This is a genomic window from Amycolatopsis sp. A133 (genome assembly GCF_031082405.1).
Classification (GTDB): Bacteria; Actinomycetota; Actinomycetes; order Mycobacteriales; family Pseudonocardiaceae; genus Amycolatopsis.
Map to the genome: position 1 here is coordinate 64,260 of NZ_JAVHJU010000038.1, position 17,871 is coordinate 82,130.

14 protein-coding genes are annotated in these 17,871 nt (G+C 72.6%); 8 read left to right on the forward strand and 6 right to left on the reverse strand.

What is annotated here, in order from left to right; all coding sequences use genetic code 11:
• The first annotated feature begins 189 nt into the window (after positions 1 to 189).
• From Q5425_RS25320 to Q5425_RS25335, 4 genes are read left to right on the forward strand one after another with little or no spacing between them, the layout of a single operon-like run.
• Positions 190 to 852: a TetR/AcrR family transcriptional regulator gene (locus tag Q5425_RS25320; RefSeq protein WP_308674798.1), complete on the forward strand. Its 663-nt coding sequence runs from the start codon at positions 190 to 192 to the stop codon at positions 850 to 852.
• Positions 846 to 2,579, forward strand: a complete 1,734-nt coding sequence (locus Q5425_RS25325) for an ABC transporter ATP-binding protein (protein WP_308674799.1) — start codon at positions 846 to 848, stop codon at positions 2,577 to 2,579. The genes Q5425_RS25320 and Q5425_RS25325 overlap by 7 nt, the downstream gene beginning before the upstream one ends.
• Positions 2,576 to 4,588 carry an ABC transporter ATP-binding protein gene (locus tag Q5425_RS25330; protein ID WP_308674800.1) on the forward strand — a complete coding sequence of 671 codons (2,013 nt, stop codon included), beginning with the start codon at positions 2,576 to 2,578 and terminating at the stop codon, positions 4,586 to 4,588. The genes Q5425_RS25325 and Q5425_RS25330 overlap by 4 nt, the downstream gene beginning before the upstream one ends.
• Before the next feature lie 55 nt (positions 4,589 to 4,643).
• Entirely contained in the window at positions 4,644 to 5,711 is a 1,068-nt protein-coding gene (locus Q5425_RS25335; protein WP_308674801.1) for a DNA polymerase ligase N-terminal domain-containing protein, read from the forward strand.
• A gap of 6 nt (positions 5,712 to 5,717) precedes the next feature.
• On the opposite strand, the gene Q5425_RS25340 is transcribed toward Q5425_RS25335, so the two are convergent.
• The 4 genes from Q5425_RS25340 to Q5425_RS25355 all read right to left on the reverse strand — a co-directional run bounded on the left by Q5425_RS25340 (position 5,718) and on the right by Q5425_RS25355 (position 11,789).
• A complete protein-coding gene (locus Q5425_RS25340) occupies positions 5,718 to 7,169 on the reverse strand; it encodes an MFS transporter (RefSeq protein ID WP_308674802.1) in 1,452 nt (483 codons plus the stop codon).
• A 246-nt stretch (positions 7,170 to 7,415) separates the two neighbouring features.
• Positions 7,416 to 7,925: a hypothetical protein gene (locus tag Q5425_RS25345; RefSeq protein ID WP_308674803.1), complete on the reverse strand. Its 510-nt coding sequence runs from the start codon at positions 7,923 to 7,925 to the stop codon at positions 7,416 to 7,418.
• Between the two features lie 102 nt (positions 7,926 to 8,027).
• Positions 8,028 to 10,979 (reverse strand): BTAD domain-containing putative transcriptional regulator, encoded by a 2,952-nt coding sequence (locus tag Q5425_RS25350; RefSeq protein WP_308674804.1) that lies wholly within the window; start codon positions 10,977 to 10,979, stop codon positions 8,028 to 8,030.
• Positions 10,980 to 11,084: 105 nt separating this feature from the next.
• Complete coding sequence (locus tag Q5425_RS25355) at positions 11,085 to 11,789, reverse strand: DJ-1/PfpI family protein (RefSeq protein WP_308674805.1); 705 nt, start codon at positions 11,787 to 11,789, stop codon at positions 11,085 to 11,087.
• 98 nt (positions 11,790 to 11,887) lie between these two features.
• Between Q5425_RS25355 and Q5425_RS25360 the strand changes: the two genes are divergently transcribed.
• Both Q5425_RS25360 and Q5425_RS25365 read left to right on the forward strand, forming a co-directional pair.
• Entirely contained in the window at positions 11,888 to 12,865 is a 978-nt protein-coding gene (locus tag Q5425_RS25360) for a GlxA family transcriptional regulator (protein WP_308674806.1), read from the forward strand.
• Positions 12,866 to 13,130: 265 nt separating this feature from the next.
• Positions 13,131 to 14,783 carry a YibE/F family protein gene (locus tag Q5425_RS25365; RefSeq protein WP_308674807.1) on the forward strand — a complete coding sequence of 551 codons (1,653 nt, stop codon included), beginning with the start codon at positions 13,131 to 13,133 and terminating at the stop codon, positions 14,781 to 14,783.
• 16 nt (positions 14,784 to 14,799) lie between these two features.
• Here the strand turns inward: Q5425_RS25365 and Q5425_RS25370 are convergent, their stop codons facing one another.
• Together Q5425_RS25370 and Q5425_RS25375 are read right to left on the reverse strand one after the other, a co-directional pair.
• Positions 14,800 to 15,441, reverse strand: a complete 642-nt coding sequence (locus tag Q5425_RS25370) for a hypothetical protein (protein ID WP_308674852.1) — start codon at positions 15,439 to 15,441, stop codon at positions 14,800 to 14,802.
• Between the two features lie 2 nt (positions 15,442 to 15,443).
• Positions 15,444 to 16,010, reverse strand: a complete 567-nt coding sequence (locus Q5425_RS25375) for an MBL fold metallo-hydrolase (protein ID WP_308674808.1) — start codon at positions 16,008 to 16,010, stop codon at positions 15,444 to 15,446.
• Between the two features lie 149 nt (positions 16,011 to 16,159).
• On the opposite strand from Q5425_RS25375, the gene Q5425_RS25380 reads away from it, so the two are divergent.
• Both Q5425_RS25380 and Q5425_RS25385 read left to right on the forward strand, forming a co-directional pair.
• Complete coding sequence (locus Q5425_RS25380; protein ID WP_308674809.1) at positions 16,160 to 17,035, forward strand: peptidylprolyl isomerase; 876 nt, start codon at positions 16,160 to 16,162, stop codon at positions 17,033 to 17,035.
• The gene (locus tag Q5425_RS25385; RefSeq protein ID WP_308674810.1) at positions 17,035 to 17,817 is read left to right on the forward strand and encodes an aminotransferase class IV family protein; all 783 of its coding nucleotides are present in this window, start codon (positions 17,035 to 17,037) and stop codon (positions 17,815 to 17,817) included. Before Q5425_RS25380 ends, Q5425_RS25385 begins: the two co-directional genes overlap by 1 nt.
• Positions 17,818 to 17,871: the final 54 nt, after the last annotated feature.

Here is a 17,871-nt window from a genome sequence, read left to right on the forward strand (position 1 = left end):
GAGCGCAGTGGATTAGGCCATTCGGTTCAATTTTGCAAATTGCGGCTCGCAACAGAGCGCACACGGACGCCGAACGCGCAGCTGAGGCAGGCCCCGACCGCGAAATCCCAGGTCGTGCCCGATTCGTCCCAAACTTGCGGGGCCCGCACTTTTTTGCGTGGCCCGCAAGTTTTTCGCTACACTCCGCTCATGCCGCCGGAAGAACCACCGAAGCTCACCCTCCGGGAGCGGAAGAAGCGCGAGGCCCGCCGGGCCCTCGCGCAGGCCGCGCTGCGGCTCACGCTGGACCGCGGGCTGGAGAACGTCCGGGTGGAGGACATCGCCGTCGAAGTGGGCGTCTCCCCGCGGACGTTCAACAACTACTTCTCCAGCAAGGAGCAGGCGGTCTGCTCGATCGTGGTCGACCGCCACGAGGGGATGCGCGAAGCCCTGCTCGCCCGGCCGGCGGGCGAGCCGCTCTGGGAGGCCGTCAAACAGGCGGTCCTCGAGCAATATTCGCGTGATGGCGAGCCGGATCGCGCGTATGTTGCGCGTATCCGGGAGCTGATGGGCCAGCTCATGCTGCGTGGCGAATTCCTGAACGCCCACGCGGCGGTCGAGCAGGTCCTCGCCGAAACGATCGCGAAACGGGTGGGCGGTGTGGACCACCTGCTGTGCCGGCTGATGGCCTCCTCGGTGGAAAGCGCCGTCCGCGTCGCCTTCGTGAACTGGTTCACCGAAGGCGAACCGCTCCTGCCGACCCTGGAGCGGCTGCTGGACGAGCTGGCCGCCGGGATGCCGACCCTGACCGGCGGCGCCGGAGGAAATCCCGAACCGAACACCACCACTCCACTGGGGGAACCGTTGTGCTAGTCAAGCTCCTGCGCAGCCACCTGCGCCCGTACCGGGGCACGCTGTGGGTGATCGTCGGGCTGCAGCTCGTGCAGACGATCGCCATGCTCTACCTGCCGACGCTGAACGCCGACATCGTCGACAACGGCCTGATCAAGGGCGACATGCCCTACATCCTGCGGATCGGCGCGGTGATGCTCGCCATCACGCTGGCCCAGATCGCCGGCTCGATCGGCGCGGTGTACTTCGGCGCGCGCACGGCGATGGCGATCGGCCGGGACATCCGGGCCGGCGTCTTCCACCGGGTGCAGGACTTCTCGGCCCGCGAGGTCGGCCAGTTCGGCACGCCGTCGCTGATCACCCGCACCACCAACGACGTCCAGCAGATCCAGATGCTGGTGCTGATGACGCTGACGCTGATGGTGTCCGCGCCGATCATGTGCGTCGGCGGCATCATCCTGGCGCTGAACCTCGACGTGCCGCTGTCGTCGCTGCTGCTGGTGATCGTGCCCGTGCTGGCGGTTTCGGTCGGGCTGGTCATCGCGAAGATGCGTCCCGCGTTCCGGCTGATGCAGGTGCGGATCGACCGGATCAACCAGATCCTGCGCGAGCAGATCATGGGCATCCGCGTGATCCGGGCGTTCGTGCGCGACTCCCACGAACGGCAGCGCTTCGACGTCGCCAACGACGAGCTGCTCACCGTGTCGCTGCGGGTCGGGCGGCTGATGGCGCTGATGTTCCCGATCGTGATGCTGGTGATGAACGCCTCCAGCGTCGCGGTGCTATGGTTCGGCGGGCAGCGCATCGACTCCGGCAGCATGCAGATCGGCGCCATGACGGCGTTCCTGTCCTACCTGCTGCAGATCCTGATGGCCGTCATGATGGCCACGTTCATGTTCATGATGGTGCCGCGCGCGGAGGTCAGCGCCGAGCGGATCAGCGAGGTGCTGGACACCGAGTCGAGCGTCCGCCCGCCGGTGTCGCCGATCCGCCCGGGCGCGGTGCGCGGGCACCTGGAGCTGGCGAACGTCGAATTCCGCTACCCCGGCGCGGAAAAGCCGGTGCTGCAGGACATTTCGCTGATCGGGCGGCCCGGTGAGACCACCGCCGTGATCGGGTCGACCGGTACCGGCAAGACCACGCTGCTCAACCTGATCCCCCGCCTGATGGACGCCACCCGCGGCACGGTGAAGGTCGACGGCGTCGACGTGCGCGACCTCGACCCGGCGGTGCTCGCCCGTGCGGTCGGGCTCGTCCCGCAGAAGCCGTACCTGTTCGCCGGCACGGTGGCGAGCAACCTGCGTTACGGCAACCCGGACGCGACCGACGAAGAACTGTGGCACGCGCTGGAGGTGGCGCAGGGCAAGGAATTCGTCGAAGCGATGGCCGAGGGCCTCGAGGCGCCGATCGCCCAGGGCGGCACGAACGTCTCGGGCGGCCAGCGGCAGCGGCTCGCGATCGCCCGGATGCTGGTGCACAAACCGGAGATCTACCTGTTCGACGACTCGTTCTCGGCACTGGACTACGCGACCGACGCGGCCCTGCGCCGCGCGCTGGTGTCGGAGACGAAGGACGCGACGGTGGTCATCGTGGCGCAGCGGGTCAGCACGATCCGGGGCGCCGACCGGATCATCGTCCTCGACGAAGGCCGCGTCGTCGGCACCGGCACCCACCACGAACTCATGGACGGCAACAACACCTACCGGGAGATCGTGCTGTCCCAGCTCACCGAACAGGAGGCGGCGTGAGCACCACCGAAACGCCCAAGGCCGCCGTCACCGAAGCCGGGGAACGGCCCACCGCGCAACGGCACCGCAACACCGGGGCCGCGGCCGCCGGACCCGGTGCCCGCTTCATGGGCGGCGGCGCGCCGCCCGAGAAGCCACTGGACTTCAAGGGGTCCCTGAAACGGCTGCTGCAGCTGCTGAGACCGCAGCGGGTGGCCCTGATCGGCGTCCTCGTGCTCGGTGCGGCCAGCGTCACGCTGACCGTGATCGGACCGAAGATCCTCGGCCAGGCCACCGACGCGATCCTCGCCGGCGTGCTCGGCAAGCAGGTGCCGCCGGGGGTCACCAAGGAGCAGGTCGTCGCCGGTCTGCGGGCCCGCGGCGACAGCACGCTCGCCGACATCTACAGCCGCGTCGACCTCGTGCCCGGCGTCGGCATCGACTTCGACAAGGTCGGGCAGATCCTGCTGACCGTGCTGGCCCTGTTCGTCATCTCGTCGTTCTTCGGGCTCATCCAGGCCCGGCTGACGACGACCCTGGTGCAGCAGGCGGTGTACCGGCTGCGCCAGGAGGTCGAGGACAAGTTCGCGCGGCTGCCGCTGAAGTACTTCGACCGCCAGCCGCGCGGCGAGGTGCTTTCCCGCGTCACCAACGACATCGACAACCTCGCGCAGTCGCTGCAGCAGACGCTGTCGCAGATCGTCTCGTCGCTGCTGACGGTGATCGGCGTGCTGATCATGATGTTCCTGATCTCGCCGCTGCTGGCGCTGATCGCGCTGCTGACCGTGCCGCTGTCGGCGGTCGTGGCCGCCAAGGTCGGGAAGCGGGCGCAGCCGAACTTCATCAAGCAGTGGTCGACGACGGGGAAGCTCAACGCCCACGTCGAGGAGATGTACACCGGGCACTCGCTGGTCAAGGTGTTCGGCCGCCGCGACGAGTCCGCGGCGATCTTCGACAAGCAGAACGAAACGCTCTACCAGGCGAGCTTCAAGGCGCAGTTCATCTCCGGGATGATCCAGCCGGCCATGATGTTCATCGGCAACCTCAGTTACGTGCTGGTGGCGGTGATCGGCGCGCTGCGCGTCGCGTCGGGCAGCCTCACGCTCGGCGAGGTGCAGGCGTTCATCCAGTACTCGCGCCAGTTCAGCCAGCCGGTGACGCAGATCGCCAGCATGGCGAACCTGCTGCAGTCCGGCGTCGCCTCGGCCGAGCGGGTGTTCGCGCTGCTCGACGCCGAGGAGCAGGCCCCGGAGCCGGCGGAGCCGCAGCGGCCGTCCGTGATCCGCGGGCGCGTCGAGTTCCAGGACGTCTCCTTCCGCTACCTGCCGGACAAGCCGCTGATCGACAACCTTTCGCTGACCGTCGAACCCGGTCAGACGGTGGCGATCGTCGGCCCGACCGGTGCCGGGAAGACGACGCTGGTCAACCTGCTCATGCGGTTCTACGAGCTCGACAGCGGGCGGATCACGCTCGACGGCGTCGACATCGCGAAGATGAACCGCGAAGAGCTGCGCGACCAGACCGGCATGGTGCTGCAGGACGCGTGGCTGTTCGGCGGCACGATCGCGGAGAACATCGCCTACGGCGCGGACGACCCGAGCCGCGAAGAGATCGTCGACGCGGCGAAGGCGACGCACGTGGACCGCTTCGTGCGGACCTTGCCGGACGGGTACGAGACGGTGCTCGACGACGAGGGCGGCACGGTCAGCGCGGGCGAAAAGCAGCTGATCACGGTCGCGCGGGCGTTCCTGGCCAAGCCGGTGATCCTCATCCTGGACGAGGCGACCAGCTCGGTCGACACCCGCACCGAGGTGCTCATCCAGCGGGCGATGAACTCGCTGCGCAGCGGCCGCACGAGCTTCGTCATCGCCCACCGCCTCTCCACGATCCGCGACGCGGACGTGATCCTGGTGATGGAGCACGGGCAGATCGTCGAGCAGGGCGACCACGAAACGCTGCTGCACAGCGGCGGTGCCTACTCGCGGCTCTACGCCGCGCAGTTCGCGGAAGCCGTGGCGGAAACCGACTGACGTCGTCGCCCCGGTACCCTGGAAGCTCTTCGAGCGGAAGGGGTACCGGGGGCCCATGGCCGACAAACTCGAGGAGTACCGCGGCAAGCGTGCCCGCGACCGCACCTCCGAGCCCTGGCCGGACGGCCCGCCCGTCCCCGGGGACAACAACCTCTTCGTCATCCAGGAGCACCACGCCACCCGGCTGCACTGGGACTTCCGGCTGGAACGCGACGGCGTGCTCGTCTCGTGGGCGGTGCCGAAGGGCCTGCCGCTCTCCCCCGGCGTGCCCCGGCTCGCGGTGCACACCGAGGACCACCCCATGGAGTACCTCACCTTCTCCGGCGAGATCCCCGCGGGCGAGTACGGCGGCGGCCGGATGACCGTGTGGGACACCGGGAAGTACGAAACCCTGCACTGGAACGACCACAAGGTCGAAGTCGTCTTCCACGGCGGACGCGCGCGCGGCAAGTACCTGTTCGTCAACCGGCACGACGAGGACGGCCGCGACTGGACGCTGCGGCGCCTCGACCCCGCCGAACCCGGGCACGAGGACGCGCCGGAGTTCCTGGAGCCGATGACGGCGGTCCCCGGCGGGCTGCCGCCGGACGACGACGAGTGGGCCTACGAATTCGCCTGGGGCGGCCTGCGCACGATGCTGCTCGTCTGCGGCGGCCGCGTCACCGCGCACGACGAAACCGGCGCCGACGTCACCGGCCGCTACCCCGAGCTGCACAAGCTGGGCGAACAGCTCGGATCGACGGAAGTGCTGCTGGACGGCGAAGTCGTCGTGGTCAAGGACGGCAAGCCCCACCCCGGCGGCCTCGACGAGCGCCGCCGGGCCGACGGCGCGGCCGCCAAACGGCTCAAGACCAGCTGCCCGGTCTTCTACTTCGCCTCCGACGTCCTGCACCTCGACGGCCACCCGACGCTCGACCTGCCCTACACCAAACGCCGGGAACTGCTCGAGGGCCTGGGGATCGAGGACCGGCACTGGCAGGTCCCGCGGTACTACTCCGGCGGCGGCGAGGCCGTTGCCGGAGCCGCCCGCCAGCACGGCCTGCCCGGCGTCGTCGCGAAGCGGGCCGACAGCCCGTACCGGCAGGGCGGCGGTACGGGCGATTGGCTGTTCATCGCGGACTGAGCTTGGTCAGTGCGGGCGCGGCACCGCGGTCAAGTTCCCGCGACGGGCCTTCCTCAGCAGCGCGAAGGCGACCACCACGCCGGCGACCCCGAACCCGGCGCAGGCGGCCATGCCCGCGTGGAACCCGGCGAGCGCGCCGGACGGCCCCGGCGTCGCGGCGATGTTGGCGGCGATGATCGTCGAGACCACCGCCACCCCGAGCGCTCCGCCGACCTGGAAGGCCGCCACGTTGATCCCGGAGGCGATGCCGGCGTCGGCCGGCGTCACGCCGGTGAGGGCGGCGGCCACCAGCGCGACCGGGCCGACGCCGAGCCCGAGCCCGAACAGGACCAGCCCGGGGAACACCGTCGTCAGGTAGCCGGCGTCGGGCGAGATGCCGATCAGCAGGGCGCTGCCGATCGCGAGCAGCACGAAGGCGGTGACGGCGACGGGCCGGACGGCCAGCCGGGCCAGTGCCTTCTGCGCGGCGTAGGCGCCGAGGACGGAGGCGATCGGCATCACCGACTGGCTCAGGCCGAACCGGATCGGCGTGTAGCCCAGCACGCCCAGGGAGTACTGGGAAAGCACGACGGACATGCCGAAGGCGAGCATCGCGATCAGGACGGTCAAGACGTTGCCGCCGAGGACGGTGGGCGACCGGAACAGCCGCGCGGGCAGCATCGGCGCGGCCGAGCGCCGGTCGACGGCGATGGTGACCGCGGTCAGGACCACGAAGACCACGGCGAGGCCGAGGATGGGGAAGCTGGTCCAGCCCTGTTCGGGCGCTTCGACGAGCAGGTACACGAGCAGGCCGAGCGCGGCGGTGCTGAGGACCGCGCCCGCGACGCCGAGCGTGCGGTGCGCCGAGGCGTCCCGGCTTTCGCGCAGCAGCACCGGGCTCAGCACCAGCATGAGCAGCGCCACCGGCACGTTGACGAAGAACAGCGACGGCCAGCCGAACCACCCGAGCAGCGCCCCGCCGAGCAGCAGGCCGATGGTGGCCCCCATGGCGGCGATCGCGGACCACGCGGCCAGCGCCCGGTTCCGTTCGCGGCCCTCGGGGAACATGTCGGTGAGGATCGCCAGCGCGGTCGGGGCCATCAGCGCGGCCGAAACACCGTGCAGCGCCCGCGCGACGAGCAGCAGCGGCCCGGCCGTGGCGAGCGCGGAGAGCACCGACACGAGCAGGAAGAGCGCGGTCCCGAGCATGAAGACCTTGCGGCGTCCGAGCAGGTCGGCGGCCCGCCCGCCCAGCAGGAGCAGCCCGCCGAAGGTGAGCAGGTTCCCGGAGAGGACCCACTGCGCCTCGACCGGCGACAGCCCCAGATCCGCGGCGATGAGCGGGACGCCCATGATCACGCTCTGGGCGTCGAGGATCACCATGAAGTTGGCGGTGCAGAGCAGGACGAGCGCGGCCCACCGCCGGGAATCCGCGGGCCGAGCGGCCGAGTCCGGCCGCGCCGATTCTGCGAGGGTCATCCGCGCTCCTTGTGCCGATCCGACTCGGGTGCGCCCCGACCGTACGAACCGGGAGCCGGTGGGCTCTTCTCCCCCGCTGCGCAAGGAGGGCCGATCGGGGGTTGCCGGGTGGCTCGGCGGTGAGCGCAACCGCCGAGGGCGGGAACCTTCCGTTGTGGGGAGCGGTTCGCTCAGGTGGTTCTGGATCGGCGGGGCGGGGCGACGGTGCCCGGGACCTGCCCGCCCGGGGCAGGTCCCGGCCGGGGCTCAGCAGCCGCAGGTGTAGTACGTGATGTCCCAGTGGTTGCCCTCGTCGCAGTACAGGTTGCCGGATCCCGCCTTCCACTGCGGGTAGCCGTCGCCGCGCAGGCCGATGTAGCCGAAGCTGTTCTTGATGTAGGAGTCGATGCAGCTGTTGTGCGAAATGTCCACCTTGTAGCCGTTCCAGTGGCTGTAGGTGCCGGACGCGTGCCCGGTCTCGGTGCCGCCGGTGATGTTGACGGCGCAGCCGCTGGCCCGCTTCAGCGTGATGACGCCGCTGACCGTGCTCTGGTTGATCTGCTCGTACGACGTGCAGGTCGAGTTGTTCCGGTTGGTGCAGCCGCCGCTCGACGAGTGCGTCACCCCGGCCGCCGACAGCTGCGACGCCGCCTGCGCCTGGGTGAGCTTGGTGACCTCGACGCTCGCCGACGCGGTGCCGATGGTGGCGAAGACCGCCGTCGCCGCGGTGGCGGTGAGCCCCAGTGCCGCCCGCGCCAGCATCCGTTGTCCCGGCATGAGTTGCCTTCCTCTCCTGCGACGATCCGAACGCCGGTGAGCCAAATCGGGACGGCCATAACTTCGCCAAACCCCGGCCGCCGCGCACCGGGCGGGCCGCCGTCAGGTCTTGATCTTCGCCAAGACTTCACGAGTCCGGTCGTGGTCCGGGGACGCGCTGGTGACGGCGTTGAGGTCCCGCAGCGCCCGCAGCTCCCACAGCGGGAACCCGAGGTCGCGGAACAAGCCGGCCGAAGTGCGCAGCAGCCGCGCCGCCTCGGCGGCGTTGCCGTCCCCGGCCTGCGTGCGGCCCAGGCCGAGCAGGGCGTACCCGGCGCCGCGGCGGTCGCGCAGCTCCCGGAACACGCCCAGCGCGAGCAGCAGGTGCCGCCGCGCGCCCGCCGGGTCGCCCGCTCGGCGGCGCGCCTCGGCCAGGCTGCGGTGGGTGTAGGCGGCGGCGTGCCGGTGCCCGATCTGCTCGAACAGCGCCAGCGACCGCGTCAGGCAGCGCTGCCCGTCGGCGAGTTCCCCGGCGTCGGTGTGCAGGTCGCCGAGGCTGCGCAGGACGTGTGCCTCCCAGTGCCGCTCGCGCGTGCGGACGGCACCGCCGAGCGCGCCGGCGAGCAGGTCCGCCGCCTGGTCCTGGCCGCCGTGCCGGCGCAGGACGTCGGCGTAGCGCTTGGCGGCCTGGTCGTGCCAGCGGCCGTCGTCGCATTCGCGGGCGAGCAGCATGCTCACCTCGAAGCTCTCGACCGCGCGCCGGACGTCGCCGACGTCCTCGGCCAGCGAGCCCAGCTGCGCCGCCGCGGCCGCCTGCCCGCGGCGGTCCCCGCAGTCGCGCAACAGGCCGAGCGCTTCCCGCAGCTCGGCCTCGGCGGCCCGCGGGTCACCGCCGTCGAGGTGGACGTCGGCGAGCGCGGCCAGCACCGCGCCGGTGCCCTGCGGGTCGTCCAGCGCGCGGTAGCGGTGTTCGGCCATGACGAAGTAGTTCCGCGCCCGGCGCCAATGGCCGTGCTGCAGATGCACCGCGCCGAGGTTGTGGAGCTTCTCGGCCTCCGCGCGCGGGTCACGGCGGCGCCGCGCCGCCGCCAGCCCGAGCACCGAGACGGCGCGGGCGGCGTGGCCGAGCCACGGGGTGCCCGCCAGCGCCGTGCAGGCGTCCGCGAGCCGTTCGGTCAGCTCGTGCCAGCCGTGCGCGCCCGCCACGCGGACGGCGGCCGCGAGGTGACCGGTCTCCTCGGCTGCCCAGGCCGCCGGATCGGCCGCGATCCGCCGCGCGAGGACCGGATCCGGCTTCGAGCCGGGTACCCGGCGGCCCCGGGCGTGTTCGGCGTGCACCAGCGCGGCTTCGCACGCCCGGCGCAGCGCGGGCTCGTCGGTGCCGGCCGGGTGCTCGGCCAGCACCAGCCGCACGAACGGCGGCACCGCCCACCGCGTCCCGGCCGGGTCCAGCAGGTGGGCCGCGGCCAGCTCGTCGAGCCGGTCGCGGGCTTCGCCGAGGGGCCGGTCGAGCAGGGCCGCGGCGCTCCAGTCGGGGAGGGGGACACCGAAGGCGCCGAGCAGCCGCAACAGGGTCACGTCGGCGGCGGAACGGTCCCGCAGCGCCGACGTCACCGCGGCGCGGACGCCGAGGTCGCCGGCGGTGAGCTCGTCGAGCCGGCGGCGGCCGTCGGCGAGCCGCGCGGCGAGGTCGGCGACGCGCTGGTTCGGCCGCGTCGCGAGCTTCACCCCGGCGATCCGGACGGCGAGCGCAAGGCCGCCGCAGTGCTCGATGAGCCGTTGCGCCGCTTCGGGTTCCTCCCGCAGCCTCGGTTCGCCCGCGATCGCCGCCAGCAACGCCCAGGCGTCCTCTGTGGACAGTGATGGCACCGGGATCGCCCGCGCGCCGCACAGTCCCGGCAGCTCCCGGCGCGTGGTGACCAGCGTGGCGCAGCCGGGCCCGCTCGGCAGCAGGGCGCGCACCTGGGCCTCGGACGCGGCGTCCTCGAGCAGCACGAGCAGCCGCCGGTCGGCGGTGTACCCGCGCCAGAGCCCGGTCAGGCCCGCCCGGTCGGCCAGCTCGGCCGGTGTTGCGCCGAGCCGGCGCAGGAGCCCCGTCAGCACGGTCGCCGGCTCGGCCGGTGTCCCGTCCGCGGTGCGCAGCGAAGCGGTCAGCTGGCCGTCGGGGAACCGGCGGCGGGCCCGCCACGCGGCCTGGACCGCCAGCGCGGACTTCCCGGCCCCGGCGGCCCCGTGCAGCACGACCGGGGCCGGGCCCCGCAGCGCGCGGGCGACGCCGGCGAGCTCGGCGCCGCGCCCGGTGAAGTCGGGCACCGCGGGCGGGAGCTGGGCGGGCGGCCCCGGCGTCGTCCACTCCGTGCCGGCGATCCGGCGGTACACCGCGACGAGGTCGGCGCCCGGCCACACACCCGCCTCGTCCCACAGCGCCCGCCGGGTCCGGCGGAGCACCTCCAGTGCCGACTCGCGGCGGCCGACGGCGCCGAGCGCGGCGGCGAGCCGGGCGGCGAACCGTTCGTCGGCCGGCCGCGCCGCGACCACTGGGTCGAGCCGTTCGACGACGGACCGGCCGTCGCCGTCGGCGAGCTCCAGCTCGACCAGCTGCAGCAGCGCGGCCGACCGTCGGTCCTCCAGCCACAGCTTGTGCGCCTCCAGCAGCGGCCCGCCCGCGACGTCGGCGAACGCGTCGCCCCGCCAGCACGCCAGGGCCCGTTCGAGCGTGCGGCGGCGCTGCGCCCGGTCGTCGGCGCCCGAAGCCAGCAGCGCGAGGAAGTCGTCCGCGTCCAGCTCCCCCGGCTCGACCGACAGGGCGTAGCCCCGCGGCCCGGACCGCAGCCGCTGCCCGGCCTCGGCGGCCCCGAGACCGGGCGAGAGCGTCTTGCGCAGCTTCGACACGGTGACCTGGACGACCGCCGCGGCGCTCGACGGCGCCCCGTCCGGCCACAGCTCGTCGACCAGCGTGTCGCGGCCGACGAACCGGCCGGGGCGGGCGAGGAGGACGGCGAGCAGCCGCCGCGGCTGGGCCGCCGACGGCAGTGCGACGGTGGCCGTCAACGGGCCGAGGACCTGGAACCGCACGGCTACAACACCCCACCCGCGAGATCACCTGATCGAGCGAGCTGAATCTAACCTTCCGGCGCGCCGGGGGAACCCCGCTCACCCGGATGGCCGACGACGTTCGCCTCAGGCGTGGGCGAGCAGCTTGTCCCGCAGCGCCGGGTTCGCCGCCAGCCCCTCGCGCAGCGTGTGCTCGCGCAGCGGCTTAAGGTCGCCGTAGGGCTGGTTCGCCCAGTCGAGAGCGCCCTGCGGCGGCTCGGGGTCGTACTCGATGGCGAACTGGACGGTCGTCGCGAGCTGCCGTCCGGCCAGCCGTTCCACCAGGTGCAGCGCCAGGTCGATGCCGGCCGAGACACCCGCCGCGGTGATCACCGGGCCGTCCTCGACCCACCGCCGTGCCACCGGGGTCGCGCCGAGCGCGGTCAGCAGGTCGCGGAACATCCAGTGCGTCGTCGCCCGCCTGCCTTCCAGGAGCCCCGCCGCGCCGAGGACGAGCGAGCCGGTGCAGACCGACGTCACCAGTTCGGCGCCTTCGGCCGCCGTGCGCAGCCAGGTGAGGAGGTGTTCGTCCGACATCGCCTGCAACGTCGGCACGGTGCCGCCGGGCACCAGCACCGCGAAGGGGGACGGCACCTCGTCGAACGTGTGGCCGGGAGCGATCCGCAGCGGCGTGTCGGTGCCGACGGTGTCCTTCGTGGCACCGACGACGACGGTCCGGTAGGCGGGATTCAGCTGCGCCAGCGCGCTCAGCACCTGAAGCGGCCCCACGAGGTCCAGCGGCGTGAGGCCGGGGTACACGACGAAGGCGATGGTCTTCTGCTCATCGGTCATGCTGCCGAGCTTGGGGAGACTCCGGGTGGCGGGCGGCCCGGATGTCCGAATTCCTGCGAACCACGTCCGAGCGCCGGTCGGGCTGCTAGCGTTCGATCATGCCAGGCTCACCCAGACGGGTCGCGATCGTCGGTTACGCCGACGCCGAGCTGCTGGACATCGCCTGCCCCGCCGACGTGTTCGACGCCGCGAACCGGCTCGGCGCGCGGCCGCCGTACGAGCTGCAGCTGGCTTCGGTCGACGGGCACGGCATCCGCACCTGCTCCGGGCTGACGCTGCAGCCGCACCTGCGGCTCGACCAGGTCGCCGGCGATCTCGACACGCTGGTCGTCGCCGGCGGCTGGGGCAGCACGGCCGCGGCGGCCGACGAGCGCATCCTGGCCCACGTCCGGCGGCTCGCCCGGACCAGCCGCCGGGTCGCGTCGGTGTGCACGGGCGCGGAGGTGCTGGCGGCGGCCGGGCTGCTCAACGGCCGCCGCGCGACGACGCACTGGCGGTACGCGGCGCGGCTGGCCCGCGACTACCCGTCGGTGACGGTGGACCCGGTGCCGCTGTACGTCCGCCACGGCAACGTCTACACGGCCGCGGGCGTGACGAGCGGGCTCGACCTGACGCTGTCGCTGGTGGAGGCCGACCACGGCCCGTCGCTGGCCCGCGAGGCGGCCCGCGCCCTGGTCACGTACCTGCAGCGGCCGGGGAACCAGGCCCAGGTCAGCCTCTTCCTGACCGGGCCGCCGCCGGAGCACCGCGAAGTCCGCGACCTCACCGCGTACATCGCCGAGCACCTCGACGCCGACCTCGGCACCCCGGCCCTCGCGGCCCGCGCCGGGATCGGCACCCGCCAGCTGACCCGCCTGTTCGACGCCCACCTCGGCACCACCCCGGGCCGCTACGTCCGCACGATCCGCACGGAACACGCGGCGCGCCTGCTGTCGGGCACCGACCTCCCGCTGGCCACGATCGCCCGCCGCTGCGGCTTCGGCTCGACGGAAACCCTCCGCCAGGCGTTCCTCGACCACTTCGACACGCCGCCTTCGGCTTACCGCCGCGTCCACATCCGCCAAGCCTACGGCTGAGCCCCGAGATGCCCCACCAATCACGCGAGATGCCCTTCTGATCACGTGAGATGCCCGCCCAATCACGTGTGATGCCCTTCTGATCACGTGAGATACGCGCTCGATCACGCGAGTCACGTCCCTGATCACGCGAGTTGCGGTTCCAATCACGCGACTTACGGTTCCAATCACGCGAGTTGCGGTTCCGAGCACGGCGCATCGGGACGAACCGGGCCGTCGGCGGCCCCTCGCGCGGGATGCCGGATCCCGCTGTCAGGATGTGCGGGTGGACCGCCCCGACCTCGACGACGACGAAACCGGCCCGATCCGCCGGATCACGGACGAGGTGTCCCTTTCGCCGGGCCACGGCACGTCCGGAACGCCGGTTACGCCCCGGAAACCTGCCCGCCGGGCCCCGTCCGAGGACGCCCGCCGCGCGGCCGACCCCGCCCGCCGCCGTACCGAGACGGGGTCCCAGCGCCTTCCGTCGGGGACGACGGGCGCCCAGCGGATCCCCGCCGAGGACAAGCGAACCGACACCGGGCCCCAGCGCGCCGCCCGCCACACCGGGCCGCAGCGGATTCCGGGTGAAACCGGACGCGGGGACGCAGCGGCACCACGCACCCGCCGCGGAGACACCGGACCGCAGCGGGTTCCCGACCCCGGCGCCCGCCCTCGGCGCAAAACCGCGGCAGAAACCGGACCCGCGCCCACCGGACACGGCCATGGCCACGGCCACAACCACGGCCCCGCCGCCCCGGCGTCGCGCCGCGTCCGGCTGCTGCTGATCTGGCTGCTGGCTCCGCTCGCCCTCGCCACCGTCGTCGGGATGATCGTCCTCTACCCCTGGGGCAAGGCCTCCCCCACCAGCGTCGTCCCCCAGGGCACCCCCGTGCACGCCGACGTCGGGGCCACCGCCACCGGCCCCTGCCTCGCCCAGGGCCAGGTGCAGGTCGGCGACCAGACGGACCCGAACGCGAAACCCTGCCTGACCGTCGAGCTCACCATGACCGACGGCCCGGCCAGCGGGAAGCCGCTGCGGCTGACCGTGCCGATCGAGCCCAGCACACCGCGCTTCGCCGCCGGGGACGCCGTGGTGCTCGCCTACAACGGCGGGAACGCCGGGGATCCGGCGAGCTTCCAGCTGGTCGACTTCCAGCGCGGCACCCCGCTGCTCGTGCTGGCCGCGCTCTTCGCCGTCGCCGTGCTGGTGCTGGGCCGCTGGCAGGGCGTTGCCGCGCTCGTCGCGCTCGGGCTGTCCTTCGTCGTCATCGCGCTGTTCATCCTCCCCGCCATCCTCGCCGGGGAAAACCCGCTGGTCGTGGCCATCGCCGGCGCGGGCGCGATCATGTTCATCGCGCTGTACCTGACCCACGGCCTGTCCGCGCGGACGTCCGCGGCCGTGCTCGGCACGCTCGTCAGCCTCGCCCTCATCGGCGTCCTGTCCGCGATCTTCTCCGCCGCGGCCTCGCTGACCGGGCTCGACGACAGCACGTCGACGCTGATCGGGTCGCTCGGTCACGGCATCGACGCGCGGGGGCTGCTGCTCGCCGGCGTCGTGATCGGCGCGCTCGGCGTGCTCGACGACGTGACCGTCACCCAGACCAGCGCGGTCTGGGAGCTCCGCCGCGCCAACCCGGACCTGACCTGGCGGGAGCTGTACCGCTCGGGCCTGCGGATCGGCCGCGACCACGTCGGTTCGGCGGTCAACACGCTCGTGATGGCCTACGCCGGGGCCGCGCTGCCGGTGCTGCTGTACTCGTCGATCTCCGGGGTCGGGCTCGGTGCCCTGCTCGGCAGTGAGGACATCGCGCAGGAGATCATCCGCACGCTCGCCGGCAGCGTCGGCATCGTCGCGGCCGTGCCGGTGACCACCGTCCTGGCCGCCCTGATCGCCTCCCGCGAGCCGGCCGGGCACCTCGGCGGCACGCCGGCGTGACTCAGTCCAGCGTCACTCAGTCCAGCGTCGCCACGAAGCGGCTGACCGCCTCCATCGTGAAGCGCTGCACGTACTTGCCCGACGGCGCCACCGACGCCAGCCGGTAGAGCGGGCGCTCGGCCACGCCGGATCCGCGCGCCTCCGCCTTCAGCTCGGCGACCAGCAGCTCGCCGAACACCAGGCCGTTCGCCTCGGTGTTGTTCATCAGTGCGTTCGCGAGCTTCCGCAGCTGCAGGATGCCCAGCTCGCGTCCGCCGGTCCCGGAGAACACGGCGAGGTCGACCTTCGCCACCTTGCCCCGCTGCCCGGCGTTGACCAGCAGGCTCACCGTGCGGTTGCCGCGGACGTCGCCGATGACGAGGTCGAGGCGGGTCGCGGTCACCAGGTCGACGCGGCGCAGCCCCCACGTGCGCACGAGCAGCGTCGAGCCCTCCAGCCAGACGCGGCGGCGGATGCTCACCGCCATCACGTACAGCAGCGGCAGGGCGATCACCAGCGCGACGACCAGGCCGGTCACCGTGCCGCCGATCAGGCCGGCGATCCCGCCGAACGCCGCGGCGACGATCACCACGCCGATCAGGCCCGAGATCCCGCGGCGGCGACGGCCGCGCGGGTCCTCCTCGAACAGCGCCACCCGCTCGGACGGCTCCTGCGCCATGCTCACGCCCCCGTCCCGGCGAGGAACGGGTTGCCCGCGCGTTCCCGGCCGATCGTCGTCGCCGGGCCGTGGCCCGGCAGCACCACCGTGTCGTCCGGGAACGCCGCCAGCAGGTCCCGCACCGCCTCCGCCACGTCCCCGCGGCCGATCGACCCGGCGAACAACGTGTCGCCGGTCAGCGCGAGCCGGCCGCCCTCGGCCGTCCGCAAGCCGAGGACCACCGATCCCGGGGTGTGGCCGGGCACGTGCCGGACGTCGATGTCCAACCCGGCGAACGCGCCCGGCTCCAGCGGCACGCTGGCGCCGTCGTACAGCGGAGCGTCGGCGGGGTGCAGGTGCACCGGGACGCCGTGCTCGGCCGACAGCTCCGCGGCCGAAGCGACGTGGTCCGGGTGCCCGTGGGTGGCCAGCAGCGCCGACGGCACCAGCCGGTGCTCCTCGAGCGCGGTGGCCAGCGGCGCGGCCACCTCCTGCCCCGGATCGACGACCACGCACGGCCCGCCGGCGGCTTCCGCCAGCAGGTAGCAGTTGGCCTGCAGCGGGCCGCTGCCGAACCCGACGACGAGCACCGAACGCCTCCCCGGACATCCGCGCCGGATGGCGCCGATCACGATCGGGTTGAGACTAGCGGGCCCTGTACATGGTCCTCACAGGCTGTGCCCATACACTGCCGCTACCTCAGACGTGTGACACGAGCGGAAACCTGGGAGGGTACGGGGTGGCGACCAACCAGCAGCGCCGCGAAGCTGCGAAGCGCAAGCTCGAGAGGCAACTCGAGCGCCGATTGGAGCAGCAGAAGCGACGCCGGATGATCGGGGCTGGTGTGGTCGGTGTGGCCGTCCTCGTCGTCGCCGGTGTCGTCGTGTGGATCGTGAGCGCGAACAGCGGCGACAGCACCAACGCCGCGGCGTCGTCGTCCTCGGCCGCCCCGCCGCCGACCGATCTCCAGATCCCGACGCAGCGCACCGCGCTGCCGAAGCGGGCGACCCCGCTGCCGAACCCGACGACGTGCGACTTCAAGGCCGACGCGACGGGCAAGGCGCCGAAGAAGGTGAACGCGCCCGACGGCAAGAACGTCCCGTCGACCGGCACGGTGAACGTGACGCTCAAGAGCACCGCGGGCGACATCCCGCTGACGCTCGACCGCGCGCTCGCCCCCTGCGCGGTGCAGAGCTTCATCAGCCTCGCCAAGCAGAACTTCTACAACGACACCATGTGCCACCGGCTCGGCACCGAGGGCTTGCAGATGCTGCAGTGCGGCGACCCCGCGGCCACCGGCGACCCGACCACCGACGGCCAGGGCGGCCCCGGCTACACGATGCCGGACGAGGCGTTCCCGGAGATCAAGTACGGGCGCGGCATCCTCGCCATGGCGAAGACGCAGGCCCCGAACTCCGGCGGCAGCCAGTTCTTCATGGTCTACGGCAACGCCGACGGCCTCCCGGCGGACTACTCGGTGTTCGGCAGCATCAGCGACGAGGGCCTGAAGGTGCTCGACGCGGTGGCGAAGGCCGGCATCGCGAACCCGAACCCGCAGGACGGCACCGGAGCGCCGACCAAGCAGGTCAAGTTCACCGGGGTCACCGTCCAGTAGTGGCGCTGTCCCGCATCGAGCTGAACGGGGATCCGCTCGGCCCGGACGCCGCGCTCGCGGGAATGGTCTCCTACGGCCACTTCACCGCGATGCAGGTCCGGGACGGGCGGGTCCGCGGGCTCGCCTTCCACCTCGAGCGGCTGGCGGCGAGCACGCGGCTGCTGTTCGGCACCGACCTCGACGTCGAGCTCGTCCGCTCCTACGTCCGGCGGGCGGTCGCGGGCGAACCCGCGCTCTCGGTCCGGGTCGTCGTGTTCCCGCGGGCGTTCGACGAGCCGATGACCCCGGAGATCCTGGTCCGGACGGGGCCGCCGCGCCCGCCCGACCCGGCGCCGCTGCGCCTGCGGACCGTGCGCTACGAGCGCGATCTGCCGCAGGTGAAGCACCTCGGCACCTTCGGCCTGATCCACGAATCCCGGCAGGCCCGCCTGGCCGGCTTCGACGACGCGTTGTTCGTCGACCGCCAGGGCCGGATCAGCGAGGCGTCGATCTGGAACGCCGGTTTCCTCGCCGGGGACACGATCGTGTGGCCGGAAGCCCCGATGCTGCCCGGGATCACGATGCTGGTGCAGCAGGAAGCGCTGCGACGGCTCGGCGTGCCGCAGGAGCGGCGCGAAGTCCGGCCCGCCGACCTGCGTGACTTCGACGCCGTCTTCCTGACGAATTCCGAGACGCCGGGCCGTGCGGTCGCCGCGGTCGACGATCTCGTGCTGCCGCCCGCGGACCGCGCGGTGGAGCTGCTCGCCGAGGCGTACGAAACCGTGCCGCCGGACAAGATCTGAACCGCGTCCGCACCGGCCCCGTGTAGAGGGGCAACACCGCCTGACCCGCCGGGG

Excerpts from the sequence above, each read along its gene's own strand:
- Q5425_RS25320 (WP_308674798.1), top strand. The coding sequence starts at position 190 with ATGCCGCCGGAAGAACCACCGAAGCTCACCCTCCGGGAGCGGAAGAAG.
- Q5425_RS25335 (WP_308674801.1), top strand. The coding sequence starts at position 4,644 with ATGGCCGACAAACTCGAGGAGTACCGCGGCAAGCGTGCCCGCGACCGC.
- Q5425_RS25340 (WP_308674802.1), bottom strand. The coding sequence starts at position 7,169 with ATGACCCTCGCAGAATCGGCGCGGCCGGACTCGGCCGCTCGGCCCGCG.
- Q5425_RS25345 (WP_308674803.1), bottom strand. The coding sequence starts at position 7,925 with ATGCCGGGACAACGGATGCTGGCGCGGGCGGCACTGGGGCTCACCGCC.
- Q5425_RS25355 (WP_308674805.1), bottom strand. The coding sequence starts at position 11,789 with ATGACCGATGAGCAGAAGACCATCGCCTTCGTCGTGTACCCCGGCCTC.
- Q5425_RS25360 (WP_308674806.1), top strand. The coding sequence starts at position 11,888 with ATGCCAGGCTCACCCAGACGGGTCGCGATCGTCGGTTACGCCGACGCC.
- Q5425_RS25370 (WP_308674852.1), bottom strand. The coding sequence starts at position 15,441 with ATGGCGCAGGAGCCGTCCGAGCGGGTGGCGCTGTTCGAGGAGGACCCG.